This is a genomic window from Streptomyces sp. NPDC015345 (assembly GCF_043078805.1).
Lineage (GTDB): Bacteria > Actinomycetota > Actinomycetes > Streptomycetales > Streptomycetaceae > Streptomyces.
This window is the reverse complement of sequence record NZ_JBIBTX010000002.1, coordinates 1,301,006-1,318,220: the sequence shown is the minus strand read 5'-3', so window position 1 is coordinate 1,318,220 and position 17,215 is coordinate 1,301,006. Positions and strand designations below refer to the sequence as shown.

General features: G+C 71.4%; 17 protein-coding genes. 5 read left to right on the top strand and 12 right to left on the bottom strand.

Annotated features, from left to right (window positions below; all coding sequences use genetic code 11):
- Nucleotides 1–215: 215 nt before the first annotated feature.
- The 7 genes from ACF062_RS12060 to ACF062_RS12030 form a co-directional block, all read right to left on the bottom strand.
- On the bottom strand, nt 216–968 hold the full coding sequence (locus ACF062_RS12060) for an ABC transporter ATP-binding protein (protein ID WP_223779303.1): 753 nt from the start codon (nt 966–968) through the stop codon (nt 216–218).
- A 61-nt stretch (nt 969–1,029) separates the two neighbouring features.
- Nucleotides 1,030–1,968 carry an ABC transporter permease gene (locus tag ACF062_RS12055; protein WP_392137613.1) on the bottom strand — a complete coding sequence of 313 codons (939 nt, stop codon included), beginning with the start codon at nt 1,966–1,968 and terminating at the stop codon, nt 1,030–1,032.
- Between the two features lie 95 nt (nt 1,969–2,063).
- Nucleotides 2,064–2,909 carry a glycosyltransferase family 2 protein gene (locus ACF062_RS12050; protein WP_223779302.1) on the bottom strand — a complete coding sequence of 282 codons (846 nt, stop codon included), beginning with the start codon at nt 2,907–2,909 and terminating at the stop codon, nt 2,064–2,066.
- A 44-nt stretch (nt 2,910–2,953) separates the two neighbouring features.
- A complete protein-coding gene (locus ACF062_RS12045; RefSeq protein WP_223778111.1) occupies nt 2,954–3,733 on the bottom strand; it encodes a CDP-alcohol phosphatidyltransferase family protein in 780 nt (259 codons plus the stop codon).
- Nucleotides 3,711–4,775, bottom strand: a complete 1,065-nt coding sequence (locus ACF062_RS12040; protein ID WP_392137612.1) for an iron-containing alcohol dehydrogenase family protein — start codon at nt 4,773–4,775, stop codon at nt 3,711–3,713. The genes ACF062_RS12045 and ACF062_RS12040 overlap by 23 nt, the downstream gene beginning before the upstream one ends.
- Nucleotides 4,763–5,500: a sugar phosphate nucleotidyltransferase gene (locus ACF062_RS12035; protein WP_127909537.1), complete on the bottom strand. Its 738-nt coding sequence runs from the start codon at nt 5,498–5,500 to the stop codon at nt 4,763–4,765. The genes ACF062_RS12040 and ACF062_RS12035 overlap by 13 nt, the downstream gene beginning before the upstream one ends.
- Complete coding sequence (locus ACF062_RS12030) at nt 5,497–7,281, bottom strand: DUF5941 domain-containing protein (protein WP_392137723.1); 1,785 nt, start codon at nt 7,279–7,281, stop codon at nt 5,497–5,499. Before ACF062_RS12030 ends, ACF062_RS12035 begins: the two co-directional genes overlap by 4 nt.
- A gap of 267 nt (nt 7,282–7,548) precedes the next feature.
- On the opposite strand from ACF062_RS12030, the gene galE reads away from it, so the two are divergent.
- From galE to idi, 4 genes are all read left to right on the top strand, one after another.
- Nucleotides 7,549–8,532, top strand: a complete 984-nt coding sequence (galE, locus tag ACF062_RS12025; RefSeq protein ID WP_392137611.1) for a UDP-glucose 4-epimerase GalE — start codon at nt 7,549–7,551, stop codon at nt 8,530–8,532.
- A gap of 186 nt (nt 8,533–8,718) precedes the next feature.
- Complete coding sequence (locus tag ACF062_RS12020) at nt 8,719–9,654, top strand: cation diffusion facilitator family transporter (protein ID WP_392137610.1); 936 nt, start codon at nt 8,719–8,721, stop codon at nt 9,652–9,654.
- Nucleotides 9,655–9,824: 170 nt separating this feature from the next.
- On the top strand, nt 9,825–11,096 hold the full coding sequence (locus tag ACF062_RS12015; protein ID WP_392137609.1) for a GNAT family N-acetyltransferase: 1,272 nt from the start codon (nt 9,825–9,827) through the stop codon (nt 11,094–11,096).
- A gap of 145 nt (nt 11,097–11,241) precedes the next feature.
- Complete coding sequence (idi, locus tag ACF062_RS12010; protein ID WP_392137608.1) at nt 11,242–11,835, top strand: isopentenyl-diphosphate Delta-isomerase; 594 nt, start codon at nt 11,242–11,244, stop codon at nt 11,833–11,835.
- Nucleotides 11,836–11,845: 10 nt separating this feature from the next.
- On the opposite strand, the gene ACF062_RS12005 is transcribed toward idi, so the two are convergent.
- Both ACF062_RS12005 and ACF062_RS12000 read right to left on the bottom strand, forming a co-directional pair.
- The gene (locus ACF062_RS12005) at nt 11,846–12,319 is read right to left on the bottom strand and encodes an ATP-binding protein (RefSeq protein WP_320591872.1); all 474 of its coding nucleotides are present in this window, start codon (nt 12,317–12,319) and stop codon (nt 11,846–11,848) included.
- Nucleotides 12,320–12,448: 129 nt separating this feature from the next.
- Nucleotides 12,449–13,096, bottom strand: coding sequence for an HdeD family acid-resistance protein (locus tag ACF062_RS12000; protein ID WP_392137607.1), 648 nt, complete (start codon nt 13,094–13,096; stop codon nt 12,449–12,451).
- A 69-nt stretch (nt 13,097–13,165) separates the two neighbouring features.
- Between ACF062_RS12000 and ACF062_RS11995 the strand changes: the two genes are divergently transcribed.
- On the top strand, nt 13,166–13,918 hold the full coding sequence (locus tag ACF062_RS11995) for an enoyl-CoA hydratase/isomerase family protein (RefSeq protein ID WP_392137606.1): 753 nt from the start codon (nt 13,166–13,168) through the stop codon (nt 13,916–13,918).
- Here ACF062_RS11995 and ACF062_RS11990 read toward each other — a convergent pair.
- The 3 genes from ACF062_RS11990 to ACF062_RS11980 form a co-directional block, all read right to left on the bottom strand.
- Nucleotides 13,906–15,219 (bottom strand): MFS transporter, encoded by a 1,314-nt coding sequence (locus ACF062_RS11990; RefSeq protein ID WP_392137605.1) that lies wholly within the window; start codon nt 15,217–15,219, stop codon nt 13,906–13,908. The two genes, ACF062_RS11995 and ACF062_RS11990, sit on opposite strands and share 13 nt — an antisense overlap.
- A gap of 267 nt (nt 15,220–15,486) precedes the next feature.
- Complete coding sequence (locus ACF062_RS11985) at nt 15,487–16,119, bottom strand: DJ-1/PfpI family protein (protein ID WP_392137604.1); 633 nt, start codon at nt 16,117–16,119, stop codon at nt 15,487–15,489.
- A 14-nt stretch (nt 16,120–16,133) separates the two neighbouring features.
- Nucleotides 16,134–17,150 (bottom strand): GlxA family transcriptional regulator, encoded by a 1,017-nt coding sequence (locus ACF062_RS11980; protein WP_392137603.1) that lies wholly within the window; start codon nt 17,148–17,150, stop codon nt 16,134–16,136.
- Between the last annotated feature and the right edge of the window lie 65 nt (nt 17,151–17,215).

Genomic DNA, 17,215 nt, shown 5'->3' with positions numbered 1-17,215 from the left:
GCACCGGTACAGCTTACGTTGTACAACCCCGCACGCATCGTCGGGGTGTTCGGCACATCACAACAACACACCGATTGGCGTCAACCTTCCCCGTACGCCGACGAGTTGGGAGCCGGGTGGGGCGCGGCGGGACCGGAGACACGGCAGGGCCCCGCCGGGAAGATCCCTGCGGGGCCCTGCCGCCGAACGAGTACGTCAGCGATGGCGCAAACGGACTACTTGCCCGTGAACTTCTCGTACTCCTTGATGACCTCGTCGGTCGGGCCGTCCATGCGCAGCTCGCCGCGCTCCAGCCAGAGCACGCGGTCGCAGGTGTCACGGATGGACTTGTTGTTGTGGCTGACGAGGAAGACCGTGCCGGCCTCCTTGCGCAGCTCCCGAATGCGGGCCTCGGAGCGCTTCTGGAACTTGCGGTCGCCGGTGGCCAGGGCCTCGTCGATCATCAGGACGTCGTGGTCCTTGGCCGCCGCGATGGAGAACCGCAGGCGGGCCGCCATACCGGAGGAGTAGGTCCGCATCGGCAGGGTGATGAAGTCGCCCTTCTCGTTGATCCCTGAGAAGTCGACGATCTCCTGGTAGCGCTCCTTGATCTGCTCGCGGGACATGCCCATCGCGAGTCCGCCGAGGATGACGTTGCGCTCACCCGTCAGGTCGTTCATCAGGGCCGCGTTCACACCGAGCAGGGAGGGCTGGCCGTCGGTGTAGACCTTGCCCTGCTCGGCGGGGAGCAGGCCCGCGATGGCGCGCAGCAGGGTGGACTTGCCCGAGCCGTTCGAACCGATCAGGCCGATGGCCTCGCCGCGGTAGGCGGTGAAGCTGACGCCGCGCACGGCGTGCACCTTGCGGACGCCGCGCTCCTCGCCGCGCCGGAGGATGCGGCTCAGCGCGGAGGTGGCGCTGCCCTTGCCCGTCTTCGCGCCGTTGACGCGGTAGACGATGTGCAGCTCGTCGGCGATGACGGTGGGGATGTGCCCCTTGCCGAAGTTCTTGCCGGCGCTGTCCGCGGCACTCTTGTCGGTGCTCTTGTCGTCAGCCACGGCCGTACCGCTCCTCAGCCTTCCAGAAGTACACGAAGCCGCCGACGGCGAGCAGCACGGCCCAGCCGAGTGCGACCGCCCAGACGTGGTTGGGCAGGTAGTCGTTGCCGTAGCCGTCGATGAGCGCGAAGCGCATCAGGTCCATGTAGATGGCCGCCGGGTTCCACTGGAGCACGTCCGCGATCCAGGCGGGCTTGCCCTCCAGCATGACGGGGATGGAGAACATCACGCCGGACGCGTACATCCACGTACGCATCACGAAAGGCATCAGCTGCGCGAGGTCGGGGGTCTTGCTGCCCAGCCTGGCCATGATCATCGCGAGGCCGGTGTTGAAGAGGAACTGCAGCGCCAGGACCGGGATGATCAGCAGCCACGACAGCCGGGGATAGTGGCCGAAGCCGATCGTGATGACGAACAGCACGATCATCGAGAACAGCAGCTGCTGGAGCTGCTGGAGCGAGAACGAGACCGGCAGCGAGGCGCGCGGGAAGTGCAGCGCGCGCACCAGGCCGAGGTTGCCCGAGATCGACCGGACGCCCGCCATCACCGAGCTCTGCGTGAAGGTGAAGACGAAGACGCCCGTGACGAGGAACGGGATGTAGACGTGGCGCTCGAAGCCCCGGTCGGCCTCCAGGATCAGGCCGAAGATCAGGAAGTAGACGAGCGCGTTCAGGAGCGGCGTCGCGACCTGCCACAGCTGGCCGAGCTTCGCCTGGCTGTACTGCGCGGTCAGCTTCGCCTGGGAGAAGGCGAGGATGAAGTGGCGCCGTCCCCAGAGCTGGCGGACGTACTCGAAAAGTCCGGGCCGTGCGCCGCTGACGGTCAGACCGTACTTGGCGGCGAGTTCGGCGCGGGAGAGCCCGTCATCGGGCGGCGGTGTCGACGGGGATGCTGTCACCGCGACTCCGCCGTCATGCGTTGTCTCACTCACGAGTGGAAACTTTCGTCTTCAGATGCGCAGCCGGTCGGGCGTAGGCATGGGCCAGGGACCGGGGTATGGCCCAGATGCTCTCAGATCCGAGCTTGTCAGATGACAGGAGGTCGGCCCAGTCGCGTCAGCCGCCACACCGTACGCCACTTCATGGGAGTACGCGGGCCGCACGGCGTCGTCCAGCCCTCCTTGAAGCCGCCGAACCAGGCCTTCAGGGCCGGGCCCGAGGGGCGTCGGGCGAGGGTGAGCAGCAGCCAGACGCCCAGGTAGACCGGGACCAGGAGGGCGGGGAGGTTGCGGCGGGCCAGCCAGACGCGGTTGCGGGCCACCATGCGGTGGTAGACCGCGTGCCGGGAGGGGGCGGTCGTCGGGTGCAGGAGCACCATGTCGGACCGGTAGTCGATCATCCAGCCGGCGTTCAGCGCGCGCCAGGCGAGGTCGGTCTCCTCGTGGGCGTAGAAGAACTCGCCGGGCAGCGGGCCGACCTCGGCGATGACCTTCGTACGCACCGCGTTGGCGCCGCCGAGGAAGGTCGTGACGCGTGAGGAGCGCATCGGGTCGGAGGCCCGCAGCCGCGGCACGTGGCGCCGCTGGGTGACGCCTGTGTCCGGGTCGGCGATGCGGAAGCTGATGATGCCGAGCTCCGGGTCGGCGGCGAAGGCCTCGCGGCACAGCTGGGCCGTGTCCGTGTGGGCCAGCAGGCCGTCGTCGTCCAGGAAGAGCAGGATGTCGACGTCGGTGCCGCCGGGACCGAAGGCCTCGATGCCGACGTTGCGGCCGCCGGGGATGCCGAGGTTCTCGGGGAGTTCGACGGTGCGGACGCCTTCGGGGACGTCCGGCACCGGGGCGCCGTTGCCGACCACGACCACCTCGACCCGCTCGCCGTCCTGCTTGGCGACCGAGTCGAGGAGGGCGCGCAGCTCCTGCGGCCGGTTGCCCATCGTGATGATGACGGCGCCGACGGTCAGCTCTTGTGCCGGGGTGTTCACTTCAACCTGCTCGATACGAGGATGGACACGAGGTGGAGCAGGGTCTGGAGCATCGCGATGCCCGCGAGGACCGCGACCCCGACGCGCGAGAAGAACAGGTCGCCGCGGGCCTGGTCCACGATCGCGAGGACCAGGATCAGCAGGGACGCCTCGACGCCGAGGATCAGCCGGTGGAACTTCAGCGCGGCGGCGGCCTTGCGGGCCAGCGCCATCCCGGAGGAGCGCGGCTCGGACGCCGACTCCTTGACCGGTTCCTTGCCCGTCTGGTGGCGGGCGACACCGACGAGGTCGGTCTCGGCCTTGATCAGGATCGCGCCGAGGGCGGCCAGGGTGCCGAGGAAGGCCCACAGCCAGTCGATGCGGCCGCTGCCCCACAGGTCGGCGGCGCGCAGGCCGAAGCCGACCAGGACCGCGGCGTCGCACAGGTAGGCGGCGACCCGGTCGAGGTAGACGCCCGCCATCGAGTACTGCTTCTTCCAGCGGGCGATCTCACCGTCCACGCAGTCGAGCAGCAGGTAGAGCTGGACCGCGAGCACGCCGAGCACGGCGCCCGTGATCCCCGGCACCAGCAGGGCAGGGGCGGCGAGGGCGCCGGCGACGGTCATCACGTAGGTCAGCTGGTTGGGCGTGACCCGCGTGTTCACCAGGTGCCGGTCGATGCGCAGGGAGACCTCGCGCATGTAGAGCCGGCCGGCCCAGTGTTCGCCGCTGCGCCGGTCCTTCACCCCCGGGGGGTGAACGACCGGGCGGAGCTCAGCTACCGATGGCTTTTGCATAGTCGGCGTATGCGTCCCTGATCTGGTCGGTGGACAGGTCGAGGTGTTCCAGGATCGTGTAGCGGCCCGGACGGGTCTGCGGAGCGAACTCCACGACCTTCACGAACTCCTCCACGGTGAAGCCGATCTCCTCCGGCAGCACGGGCAGGCCGTGGCGGCGCAGCACCGAGGCCATGTACGCGGACTCCTCGCGGGCACCGCGCAGGTGCATCGCGAAGGCAGCGCCGAGGCCGCACTGCTCGCCGTGGCTGGCGGCGCGCTTGGGGTAGAGGAGGTCGAAGGCGTGGTTGATCTCGTGGCAGGCGCCGGACGCCGGGCGGGAGTCGCCCGACACGGACATCGCGATGCCGGTGAGGACCAGGCCTTCGGCGAGTACCTGGAGGAAGCCGTCGTCGCCGACACCACCGGGGTGGCGCAGCACGGCCTCGCCTGCCTGGCGGGCCATGGCGGCCGCCAGGCCGTCTATGTCCTCGCCGCGCTCGCGGGCGGCCAGCTCCCAGTCCCGGATCGCCGAGATGTTGGAGAGGGCGTCGCCGATGCCGGAGCGGACGAAGCGGACGGGTGCCTCACGGATCACATCGAGGTCGATGACGACCGCGATGGGGTTCGGCACACCGTACGAGCCGCGGCCCGCGTCGTTGTCGAGTGTCGCGACGGGCGAGCAGAGGCCGTCGTGCGACAGGTTCGTCGCGACGGCGACCAGCGGCAGGCCCACGCGCGCCGCGGCGAACTTGGCGCAGTCGATGATCTTGCCGCCGCCGAGGCCGACGACCGCGTCGTAGCGGCCCTTCTTCATGGCGTCGGCGAGCTTGATGGCGTCATCGAGGGTGCCGCCGCCGACCTCGAACCACTCGGCGCCGGGCAGCGACGGCATGAGGCGGTCGCGCAGGACCGCACCGGAGCCACCGCTGATGGCGATGGCGAGCTTGCCGGTCGACGAGCAGATCCGCTGGTCGGCGAGGACCCCGGCCAGGTCGTTGAGCGCCCCCGGCCGGATGTCGACGACGACCGGCGAGGGGATGAGCCTCGTCAGTACTGGCACGCGATCTCCCGGCCCTTGGCGAGGTCGTCGTGGTTGTCGATCTCGACCCACTTGACGTCGCCGATCGGGGCCACGTCGACCTTGAAGCCGCGGTTGACGAGCTCCTGGTAGCCGTCCTCGTAGTAGAGGTCGGGGTCCCGCTCGAAGGTGGTCTTCAGCGCGTCGGCCAGCTCGTCGGCGGCGGAGCCCTCGATGAGGGTGACGCCGATGTACTCACCGGTGGCCTCGGAGGGGTCCATCAGCTTGGTGATGCGCTGGACGCCCTTGGCGTCGTCGACGATGACCTTCATCTCCTCGTCGGCGAGCTGCTTCACCGTGTCGAGGGCGAGGATGATCTTCTGGCCGTTGCCGCGGGCGGCGAGCAGCGTCTTCTCGACGGAGACGGGATGCACGGTGTCGCCGTTGGCGAGGATCACGTCGTGCTTGATGGCGTCACGGCCGCACCACAGGGAGTAGGCGTTGTTCCACTCCTCGGCCTTGTCGTTGTCGATCAGCGTCAGCTTGAGGCCGTACTTCGCCTCCAGGGCCGCCTTGCGCTCGTAGACGGCCTCCTTCTTGTAGCCGACGATGATCGCGACCTCGGTCAGACCGATCTCCGCGAAGTTGCCGAGCGTCAGGTCGAGGATGGTCGTGTCGCCGTCGACGGGCACCAGGGCCTTGGGCAGGGTGTCCGTGTAAGGGCGAAGACGCCGTCCGGCGCCGGCCGCCAGCACGAGGCCGATCATGCGGGTTCTCCTTCATCGTGTACGGCGGGTGCGCCGCGCTTGTGAGCGGTCACCCAGAAGTGGATGCTCTCGACGAGCACCACGAGTGCCACGGCCACGGCGAGTGCCGTGAGCGCGACGGTGAAATCTGTGGCGGACAGCAGGGCCGCTGCCAGCGCGACCACGAGGGTCCTGCCCTCCTGGCCGCCGATCGCGCGCACCAGCCAGGCCGGCGGCGCGCCGGTACCGCCCTTGATGCGGTACACCGTGTCGTAGTGATGGTAGGCGACCGCGGCCACCAGTCCGAAAGCCGCCGGAAGCGCCCCGTTCACGTCCGCTTTGGCCGCCAGGACGAGGATCGTGCCGTACTCGGCGGCGCGGAAGAACGGCGGGACCAGCCAGTCCAGGGGGGCCTTGAGGGGCATGGCCAGGGCGAGGCCCGACAGGGCGATGTACAGCGCGGCGGCGGCCACGACCACAGGGCTGCCGTAGGGATTGCTCAGCGCCGTGCCGACGAGCGCGGCGCCGCCGGCGAAGGCGAGCACGGGGGCGGCGCGCAGCCAGGCCCCGGGCTTGAGCGCGGCGAACGCCGAGGCCTGCGGGCCGTTGTCGGCGAGGTCCGCCAGGGCTGCGGCGGCGCGGTCGGTGCGGGTGGCCTTGCGGGTCAGCGAGCGCAGGACGCGGCCTGCCGTGGTGTAGCAGGCGGCGAGCGCGCAGCCGACGAGCAGGACGACGAGGGTGACGCGGGGGGTGGCGACCGCGGTGAGCACGGCGATCAGCGCCCAGCGCTCGCCGATGGGCAGCACGATCATCCGGCGCACCCACACCGTCCACCCGACGCTGTCGAGCTTGTCGGAGAGGGCCGCGGTGGGGCTGGTGTTGGCGGTGGCGTCGTGATTCGCCTCGTTGAAGGAGAAGTCGACGACGTGCCGACAGGTCTGGAGCACCATCGCGCCGAGCGCCAGCGCCCATACGTCGTCTCCGCCGCGGGCGGCGCCGAGCGCGAGGCCCGCGTAATAGGCGTACTCCTTGGCGCGGTCGAACGTCGCGTCGAGCCAGGCGCCGAGCGTGGAGTACTGGAGGGAGTAGCGGGCGAGCTGTCCGTCCGTGCAGTCAAGGACGAAGGAGAAGATCAGCAGCAGACCGGCCGCGACGAAGCCGCCGCGCGTCCCGGTGGCCGCGCAGCCCGCCGCGATCAGGGCGGTGAGCAGCGAGGCGGTGGTGACCTGGTTCGGGGTCAGGCCCCGGCGGGCGCACCATCGGGCGATGTAGCGGGAGTACGGGGAGATGCAGTACGTCGTGAAGAAGCCGTCCCGCGACTTGACCGCGGTGCGCAGGCGGACGGCCTCGTCATCGACGGTGGCGACGGCCTGGCGCGCTTCGTTGCGGGTCTGCGGGTCGGTGGGGACGGTGGCCACGAGGGTGCCGAGCTCGGGGCGGTGCACGTCCGTCGCGCCGGACTCCATGGCCTCGGCGAGGGAGTCCGGGAGCGAGGCGGTGGCCTCGGCGCTCGTCCGCAGCGCGTGGGTGAGGGCCGTGCGCGCCTCCGGCTTGGCGGTGACGGCGCCGGGCACCGCGGAGGCGGCGAAGCGGGGGTCGGTCAGGCCGAGGCGCAGGGCGTGGACGTGACCGACGAAGCGCGCGTCGACGATGGCGACCCGCTGGTCACCCGGCAAGGCGGCGAGCAGCGTCTCGACGTCCGCCGCGTTGGAGGCGACCCGCACGTCGAAGCCGAGGGACCGCAGATCGCCTTCGAGCGGCGACCCGGGGACCGGCTGACCGGTGAGGATGGCGGTCGACAGACGAACTCACTCCTTGATTCCCGGCGCGGCTCGCGCCGGGCACGTGCGTAAGGGGGGCGCCCCTGGCCACAGCGGCCGGGCGGCACGTCGGCAGAGGCTATCGGATGATGAGAAGCGGGCGTTCACCACCCGTTCACGCCCCGATAAGGGCGGCCTGCGAGGGCCTCGGCCTTCGCGATCATCATGGTGGATGGGGGGCCGCCCCTCCAAACCGTGCCCGGATCGCGCCCGGCTTGCCCCCATAGCGTTCGCTTAGGGTGGGCGCCCATGACTTGGCTGATCACCGGCGGGGCCGGATATATCGGGGCACATGTGGCGCGCGTCATGGCCGGCGCCGGGGAGGACGTCGTCGTCCTGGACGACATCTCCTCGGGAGTGCCCCGGCGGCTGCCCCCGGACGTCCCCCTCATCAGGGGTTCGGCACTCGACGCCGAGCTGTTGCGCCGCGTCCTCGCCGAGCACGGCGTCACGGGTGTGGTGCATCTCGCGGCCCGGAAGCAGGTCGCGGAGTCCATGGCCCAGCCGCTGCGCTACTACCGGGAGAACGTGGGCGGCCTGGCGGCGGTGCTGGAGGTGGTGGCCGAGGCGGGGGTGCGGCGGTTCGTGTTCTCCTCGTCGGCCGCGGTGTACGGCAACCCGCCGGACGTGGATCTCATCGGGGAGGACACGCCCTGCGCGCCCGTCAGTCCCTACGGCGAGACGAAGCTCGCCGGGGAGTGGCTGGTGCGGGCGGCCGGGCGGGCGCACGGCATCGGGACGGTGTGCCTGCGCTACTTCAACGTGGCGGGCGCCGCGGCCCCCGAACTCGCGGACACGGGGGTCCACAACGTGATCCCGATGGTCTTCGACCGTCTCACCCGTGACGAACCGCCGCGCATCTTCGGCGACACCCATCCGACGCCGGACGGGACGTGCGTACGCGACTACATCCATGTGTCCGACCTCGCGGAGGCGCACCTGGCGGCGGCCCGGCGGCTCACGGGCGGTGCCACGGGCGACCTGACGGTGAACATCGGCCGCGGCGAAGGCGTTTCCGTACGCGAACTGATCGATCTCATCGGCGAGGTGAGCGGTGACCGTCGGCCGGCGCTGGTGGAGCCGGTGCGCGCCGGTGACGCGCCGCGGGCCGTGGCCGACGTGCGGCGGGCCGCCGAGGAGCTGGGCTGGACGGCTCGGCGCGGGGTGCGCGAGATGGTCGAGTCGGCGTGGGCGGGCTGGTGCCTGCACCACGCTCCGGCCCCTCGCGACTGATCATCCGATCATCGGGGAGCCCTGACCTGCACCCCTTCCCCAGACGGCAATCGTTGCCATTTTCGCAGGTCAGGGAGATGACAACGGTGTTCAGTGCCGCGTTGCCAGATACCCCCCACCCGTAGTTCACTGTGGTCGCGCGACGACCGAACAGCAGACCGACGACCGACACGGGAGGCGGGCTCCATGGGGGCTGGGCACGATCACGGACACACACACGGGGCGGCGACGGGGACGGCGGCCCAGGCCCACAAGGGGCGGCTCCGGATAGCGCTGGCCATCACGGTCATCGTGATGTTCGCCCAGATCGTGGGCGGCCTCATGGCGGATTCGCTCGCGCTCATCGCGGACGCCACGCACATGGCGACCGACGCGCTGGGGCTCGGCATGGCCCTGCTCGCCATCCACTTCGCGAACAGACCGCCCACCGAGAGCCGCACCTTCGGCTACGCCCGCGCCGAGATACTCGCCGCGCTCGCCAACTGTCTGCTGCTGCTCGGCGTGGGCGGCTACGTCCTGTACGAGGCCATCGAGCGGTTCATCACGCCCGCCGAGACCCAGGGCGGCCTCGCCGTCTTCTTCGGCGCGTTCGGTCTGGTCGCGAACATGATCTCGCTGTCCCTGCTGATGCGCGGCCAGAAGGAGAGCCTCAATGTGCGCGGCGCCTTCCTGGAGGTCGTGGCGGACACCCTCGGCTCCGTCACGGTCATCGTCTCGGCGACCGTCATCATGCTCACCGGCTGGCAGGCGGCGGACCCCATCGCCTCGCTCGTCATCGGCGTCATGATCGTCCCGCGCACCGTCAAGCTCCTGAAGGAGACCCTGAACGTCCTCCTGGAGTCGGCCCCCAAGGGCGTCGACATGGCCGAGGTGCGAGCCCACATACTCGACCTGCCGGGCGTCGAGGACGTCCACGACCTGCACGCCTGGACGATCACCTCGGGCATGCCCGTGCTCTCCGCGCATGTCGTCGTGGGCTCCGACACCCTCGACTCCATCGGCCACGAGAAGATGCTCCACGAACTCCAGGGCTGCCTGGGCGACCACTTCGACGTGGAGCACTGCACCTTCCAGCTGGAACCGAGCGGTCACGCGGAGCACGAGTCGAAGCTCTGTCACTGAACGGCGCGACCGGCGGTGCTATATTCGTCCGAACTTTGGGATCCGAGGAGGTGGGTCGATGTCTGTCGCGGCCGACGCCGCCCTGCGCGGCGACAGTGCATCCCCGCTTCCCGGGCTCGCGCCTGACGTTTCTCGCACGTCCGCGGGCCCCTCACCCAAGGGTTCCGACGTTGACCGACAACGCTTCCATCACTGAGATCACCGACGCCTTCTTCGCCCTGCACCACGGCCTGCCGCGGCAGGGCCCGGGCTCCGACGACACCACCCGGCGGCTGCTCTCCCTCGCGGGGACGCTGCCGGAGCGCCCGCGCGTGCTGGATCTGGGCTGCGGGCCCGGCCGGGCCGCGCTCCTGCTCGCCGCCGAAGCGGGTGCCGAGGTGACCGCCGTCGATCTGCACGAGCCGTTCCTCGACGAGCTCCGGGCTTCCGCGCGGGCGCGCGGGCTCGCCGGCTCGATCACCGCCGTCAAGGCCGACATGGCCGAACTCCCCTACCCCGACGGGTCGTTCGACCTCGTGTGGGCCGAGAGCTCGGCCTACAGCATCGGCTTCGACAACGCGCTGCGTGCCTGGCGCAGGCTGCTCGCACCCGGCGGGACGCTCGTCGTCACCGAGTGCGAGTGGACGGCCGCCGAGCCGTCCGCCGCCGCGCGCGCCTTCTGGGAGCGGCACTACACGCTGCGTACCGGCGAGGAGAATGCCCGCGCCGCCACCGCCGCCGGGTACTCCGTGCTCGGGACGCACCAGCAGCCCGAGTCGGACTGGGACGAGTACTACGGTCCGCTGGCCGCCCGCGCGGACGCCGCGGACCCCGGCTCGCCCGGTATGGCCGAGGCGCTCGCCGCCACGCGCGAGGAGATCGCGATGCGGCGTGAGCACGGGACGGAGTTCGGTTACACCGGCTACGTCCTGCGTCCCGTCGCGTCCGGCTCCTGGCCGACCCGGCCGGAGAGCGCCGCCGACGCGGCCGCCGTGCACGCCGTGAACGGCGCGGCGTTCGAGACCGGGGCGGAGGCCGACCTCGTGGAGGCGCTGCGCGCGGACCCGGAGGCCTGGCTCCCCGGTCTGTCGTACGTCGCCGAGGCGCCGGACGGCTCGGTCGCCGCGTACGCGCTGCTCACCCGCTGCCGGGTGGGCGGGGCGCCCGCGCTGGCCCTCGCGCCCGTCGCCGTGCGCCCGGAGCATCAGCGGACGGGGGCAGGATCGGCCGTCGTCCGTGCGGTGCTGGACGCGGCACGCGCGCGTGGGGAGCGGCTGGTCCTCGTACTGGGGCATCCGGCGTACTACCCGAGGTTCGGTTTCGAGCCCGCTTCGGGATACGGGATCAGGCCAGGGTTCGAGGTTCCCGACGGGGCCATGATGGCCCTTGTCCTGAACGAGCCCGGTGATTCCGCGCCGCTGCCACAGGGCACGATCAAGTATCCGGCCGCTTTCGGGGTCTGAGACCCCTCCGGGCGCCCTCACGGGCGGTGTCCGGCCGCATGTCCCGGCGCGCTGGTGCGCGCCGGGACATGCGGTCCCCGGAGTGCCTGGAGTGTCCGGAACGTACGGCAGACTTGAGGCTCGAAGACCGAAGCGAAGGATGGGTATGCCGATCACACCTGCCACCGCGGCGAACAGCTCGTCGAACGGCACCGGAGAAGCGATCTTGCTCGAACTCGTCGACGAGGACGGCAGGACGATCGGCACGGCGGAGAAACTCTCCGCTCATCAGGCGCCCGGGCAGTTGCACCGGGCGTTCTCCGTTTTCCTCTTCGACGAGCGGGGGCGGCTGCTGCTCCAGCAGCGCGCCCTCGGCAAGTACCACTCCCCCGGCGTCTGGTCGAACACCTGCTGCGGCCACCCCTACCCGGGCGAGGCGCCCTTCGCCGCGGCCGCCCGGCGCACGTACGAGGAGCTGGGGGTGTCGCCGTCGCTGCTCGCCGAGGCGGGCACCGTGCGCTACAACCACCCCGACCCGGACTCGGGCCTGGTGGAGCAGGAGTACAACCACCTCTTCGTGGGGATGGTCCAGTCGCCGCTGCGCCCGGACCCCTCCGAGGTCGGTGAGACCGCGTTCGTGACGGCCGAGGAGCTGGCGGCCCGGCACGAGAAGGGGCCGTTCTCCGCGTGGTTCATGACCGTGCTCGACGCGGCGCGGCCCGCCATCAGGGAGCTGACGGGCCCCTCCGCGGGCTGGTAGCCGCCGGACTTCAGGGGCACGGTTTCAGGGGCAGGGCCGCCCAGATGACCTTGCCCCCGCTCGCGGTGTGCTCGACCTCGCAGGCGCCGCCCGCCTCCCGCGTGATCTCGCGGACGAGGAGGAGTCCACGGCCGCCCGTCTGCCCGTGGTCCGCCTCCAGGGCCGTCGGGCGGTAGGGGTGGTTGTCCTCGACGGAGACCCGCACCCATTCGGCGCCGACCGCGACCTCCACCGCGAGCATCGGCGAGAGCAGGGCAGCGTGGCGCACCACGTTGGTGACCAGCTCCGAGACGATGAGCAGTAGCCCCTGGATCAGCTCGTCCGATGCCGGTACGCCCTGCCGGGCCAGCAGGTCGCGCACCGCGTGCCGTGCCTGGGGGACGGAGGCGTCGACGGAGGGGGCGGTGAAGCGCCACACCCCTTCGTACGGCACCCGTGCGTCACCGCTGGGAAGTGGGCCCGGCCCCCTCCCGTCGTTCTCCATCGTCCGGTCGCCGCCCTCGCGCTCGATTGTCACCACACATCGAGTGTTGGGAACGCACTGGTTCGGACCGCGCTACTGACCAGAAGTCAGCGATTATCGACGCGATTTGATCGGGGGCGTATGCCAGCGTCAGTCGTACGACTGATCCTGTCCCCCTTGTTCGCCCTTCACGGTTTCTTCAGGTTGTACGAGGCTGACGATCCCGCGGCCCCCGATGCCGGTGGCGATCAGTCCCAGGCCGTCGAAGAGCAGCGCCAGGGAGAAGAAGCAGCCGATGACGTACTGGCTGCTGCTGGGCCATTCGGCGAGGACGAGGATGCCGAGCAGCAGGCCGAAGGCGCCCTGCACCAGCGTCCAGCCGAACTGCGGGCCGCGCACCACCAGGCTGCCGACCAGGCGGAACACCCCGCCCGTGAGGAAGAGCAGCGCCGCGAACATGGTCAGCGCCTCCGCCGCCACCTCGGGCCTGCGGATGATCACCACGCCCGCCGCGAGGTTCAGCGCCGCGACCACCACGCCCAGCCAGAAGAAGTTGCTGCCCCGCGACTGGACGGCGTGCAGCAGGCCGACCAGGCCGCCGACCAGCAGGAGCCAGCCGAAGAGCAGCATCGAGGTCAGCGTGGCGAGACCGGTGTAGACCAGGCCGATGATCCCGGCGACCGCCAGGACCACGCCCAGCACCGCGAGCCAGCCGAAGCCGCGGCTCAGACGCTTGCCCTGGGCCTGCGCCGTCGTGGTCCGCGGCCGCACGTACTTGGGGTCCTTGCGTCTGGCCATCAGCGTCTCCGTATCGCTCGGCGCCCCTTCTTGATCGTACGTTCGAGGGGTGCGGATAGCATCCGGCGCATGGAGCCCCAGCTGAGGCACACCGTCACGGACGGCGTCGCCACCGTCGTCATCGACCATCCGGCCAAGCGCAACGCCATGACCGAGGACATGTGGCGCCGGGTGCCGCCGCTGCTGGCGGAGCTGGCCGCCGATCCGACCGTACGCACCGTCGTGCTCACCGGCGAGGGCGGCACCTTCTGCGCGGGCGCGGACATCTCCTCCCTGCGGGGGTCGGCGCAGACGGCGCAGGATCTGGCGGTTCGGGCCGAGGAGGCGCTCGCGGCCTTCCCCAAGCCGACGCTCGCCGCGGTGCGGGGCTACTGCGTGGGTGGCGGCTGCCAGCTGGCCGCGGCGTGCGATCTGCGCTTCGCGGACGAGGACGCTTCGTTCGGGATCACTCCGGCCAAGCTCGGGATCGTCTACTCGGCGTCGTCCACCCGGCGACTCGTCTCACTGGTGGGGCCGGCCACCGCCAAGTACCTGCTTTTCTCGGGGGAGTTGATCGACGCCGAGCGCGCGCTGCGCACCGGCCTCGTGGACGAGGTGCTGCCCTCGGGCGGCCTCGACAAGCGGGTCGCGGAGTTCGCCCGGACCCTCGCGTCGCGCTCCCGGTTGACGCAGGCGGCGGCCAAGGAGTTCGCCGCGGGGCACACCGGCCGGGAGGCGTACTGGCGGGACCAGGCGCTTGGCAGCGGCGAGACCGCCGAGGGGGTCGCCGCCTTCCTGGAGCGCAGGCAGCCCCGCTTCACCTGGCGCGTTCAGGCCGACTGAGCGGGCTTTCCCGGGCGCTCGGCGCCGTCCGACGGGTCGTCGAGCACCGGGCCCAGGCGGGCGAGCGGGGACGCCGCCATCAGCACCGGGGAGAGCATCATCCCCGCGGCCGTCACCAGGAGGGCGGTGCGCAGCCCCCACTCCTGCGCGAGGAACCCGCCGAGGAGGGAGCCGAGGGGGGTCATGCCCATGCCGACGAAGGTGACCGTCGCGGCCGCGCGGCCCTGCATCCCGGCCGGTGTGAGGGCCTGGCGCACCGCCATCACCGTGACGTTCACCAACTGGCCGAAGGTCCCGAACACGAAGTTGACCGCGAGGAGCGCGGCCAGGGTCGTCGCCGATGAGCCGTGCAGCGCCGGCACGCACAGCAGCACGCCGTCGCCTACCGCGGCCGCGGTGACGAGCACCGGGCCGTGGCCGAACCGGCCCGGCAGGCGTGCGGCCAGCACCGAGCCGAGGAGCGCGCCCGGCCCCGTCGCCGCGAGCACGAGTCCGACGGCGGTCCCCGTCAGGTGCAGTTCCCTGGGGAGGAAAAGCAGGTAGGCGGTCATCATGGCCGCGAGGAAGAGCTGGAAGGCGGCCGAGGCGAGACACACGGTCCGCAGCGGGCTCGTGGCGACGAAGCGGAGGCCTTCAAGGATCCGCCGTCCCGTCCGGACAGGACGTGCCGACCGCTCCGGGATCTCTTCGCTACGGCGGATCCGCCTGATCGACAGGAACGACAGGGCGAAGAACAGCGCGCCGGAGACGGCGGCGACCGGCACCGACAGGAGCGACACCAGGGCTCCGCCGAGGGCGGGGCCGCCGATCTGTGCGGCGGACCGGCTCCCCTCCAGGGCGCTGTTGCCCCGTACCAACTGATCGCGCCTCACCAGCCGTACGAGCGACGACTGATAGGCCACGTCGAAGAAGACGGACAGCGCGCCGACGGCGAAGGTGACCGCGAGGAGCGCGGGCAGGCCGAGCCCTCCGAGGAGGGCCGACACGGCGGCGGCGCCGAAGGCCAGGGCCCGGCCGGCGTCCGCCCACACCATCACGGTGCGGGTACGCCACCTGTCCACCCACGCGCCGGCGAGGAGCGAGAGCAGCAGGATCGGCGCCTGGCCCACGGCGCGGAGGACGCCCAGCTGATCGGCGCCGACGTCGAGGGTCAGGACGGCGTAGAGCGGCAGGATCACCAGGCCGGCGTGTTCACCCAGCTGGGAGGCGCTCTGACCCAGCCAGAGCCGGCGGAAGTCACTGTCCCGCCACAGGTCGCGTCCATCGGACGCGGCGGGTTCATCGAAGGAAGCGGACGGCACACGGACCCCTGGGAACGCAGGCGAACGAGGCCCGCCGCCCCGCGCGCACGAGGCGCGTGGGGCGGTGCGGGCGGGGAAGGGCTCGCTGTGCCGCGTATCAGGGGCAGCACGCGATGACAGGCCGGTCAAGGCCCCGGTCAGGGCCTACGACGTCAACGCGCGCTCGGGCGACCGGGCATGCCTCGGCTCCTCATGTCCTCATGGGTCACACGGTGTCCCCACACCCTATTTCTCGAAGGGCCCGGCGCGAAAGGCGGTTCTTCGCGGCTACTGCTCGAAGCGGCTGCGGTCGCGGAAGCGCGCCACGAGGTGCGCGGGGGCCTTCTCCGGGGAGCCGGCGTCGTAGGGCGGCTGCGGGTCGTACTCGGTCAGGAGCTGCACGCTCTGCGCGTGCTCGTCGCCCGCGATCCTGCCGGCCAGCGTGAGCCCCATGTCGATGCCCGCCGAGACACCGGCCCCGGTGACGTACTTCCCGTCGAAGACCACCCGCTCCCCCGTGGACCGCACGCCCAGCCGGTCCAGCATCGGCAGCGCGAGCCAGTGCGAGGTGGCGCGGCGGCCCGTGAGGAGGCCCGCGGCGGCGAGTGCCAGGGAACCGGTGCAGACCGAGGTCGTCCAGGTCGTGGTGGCGTCGACGGTGCGGAGCCAGCCGAGGAGCTGATCGTTCTCCATCTGGTCGCTCTGTCCGGGGCCGCCGGGGACGACCACGATGTCGGGGCGCGGGACGTCCGCGAAGGACTTGTCGGCGACGAGCGCGAGGGTGCCGCTCTCGTCGCGCACCGGGCCCGTCTGTTCGGCGACGAAGACGGTCTCGGCGCCGGGGAGGTCTTTCAGCGTCTGGTACGGACCGATGGCGTCCAGGGCGGTGAAGCGTTCGTAGAGGGCGATGGCTATCTGCATGGTGTGTCCGTTCCCTATGGGTGTGGGCGAGTGGGCGACGTGGTGGTCGTGCCGGTCGGCGCCGTGCCGGGGCGGAAGCGGCGGCGGTACTCCGCGGGCGCCGCGCCGAGTGCCTTGACGAAGGCGCGGCGCATGGCCTCCGGTGTGCCGTAGCCGCACGCGCGTGACACCTCCTCCACCCCGTCGGAGGTGTCCTCCAGGAGCCTGCGGGCGTGTTCGACGCGGACGCGCTCGACGTACTTGCCCGGTGTCAGGCCGGTCTCGGCCTGGAAGGCGCGGGCGAAGTGGCGGGGCGAGAGGCGGGCACGCGCGGCGAGCGCGTCGACCGACAGGTCGCCCGCCGGATGCTCGGTGATCCACTGCTGGACGTCGCGCAGCGGTTCGCGCCGCGCCGTCTGGGCGGAGAGCTGGGCGCTGAACTGCGCCTGGTTTCCCGGGCGGCGCAGGAAGACGACCAGGTGCCGGGCGACGGTCAGCGCCACCGCGCGGCCCAGGTCCTCCTCCACGAGCGCCAGGGCGAGGTCGATCCCCGCGGTGACCCCGGCGGACGTCGCGACGTGGCCGTCTCGCACGTAGATCGGGTCCGGGTCGACGTCGACGCCGGGATGGTCCTCGGCGAGCTTGGCGCAGTACGCCCAGTGCGTCGTCGCCCTGCGGCCCTCTAGGAGCCCCGCCTCCGCGAGCCGGACGGCGCCGGTGCAGACCGATACCAGGCGCCGGGCGCGCGGGCCGTGGACGCGCAGCCAGCCGGTCAGCTCCGGGTCCGGGGAACGCGTGCCCATGCCGCCGGGTACGAGCAGCGTGTCCGGAGCCGGGGCGTCCGGGGCGGCGGGCAGCGCGCCGTCCGGGACCAGCGTCAGGCCGCTGGACGTCCGCACGGGGGCGCCGTCCAGGGAGGCGGTGCGGACGACGTATCCGCCGTCGGCGCCGTCGAGGCAGCGCGCCGCGCCCGTGAAGACCTCCACGGGGCCCGTGACGTCGAGGCTCTGGACGTCGTCGAAGAGGACGACCAGGACGGTTCGTTGCTCCATGCCCCGATTCTTGGCCTCGGGGAGGATGGCCGCAATGACGAGTACCCCACCTTTCCTGCCATCCG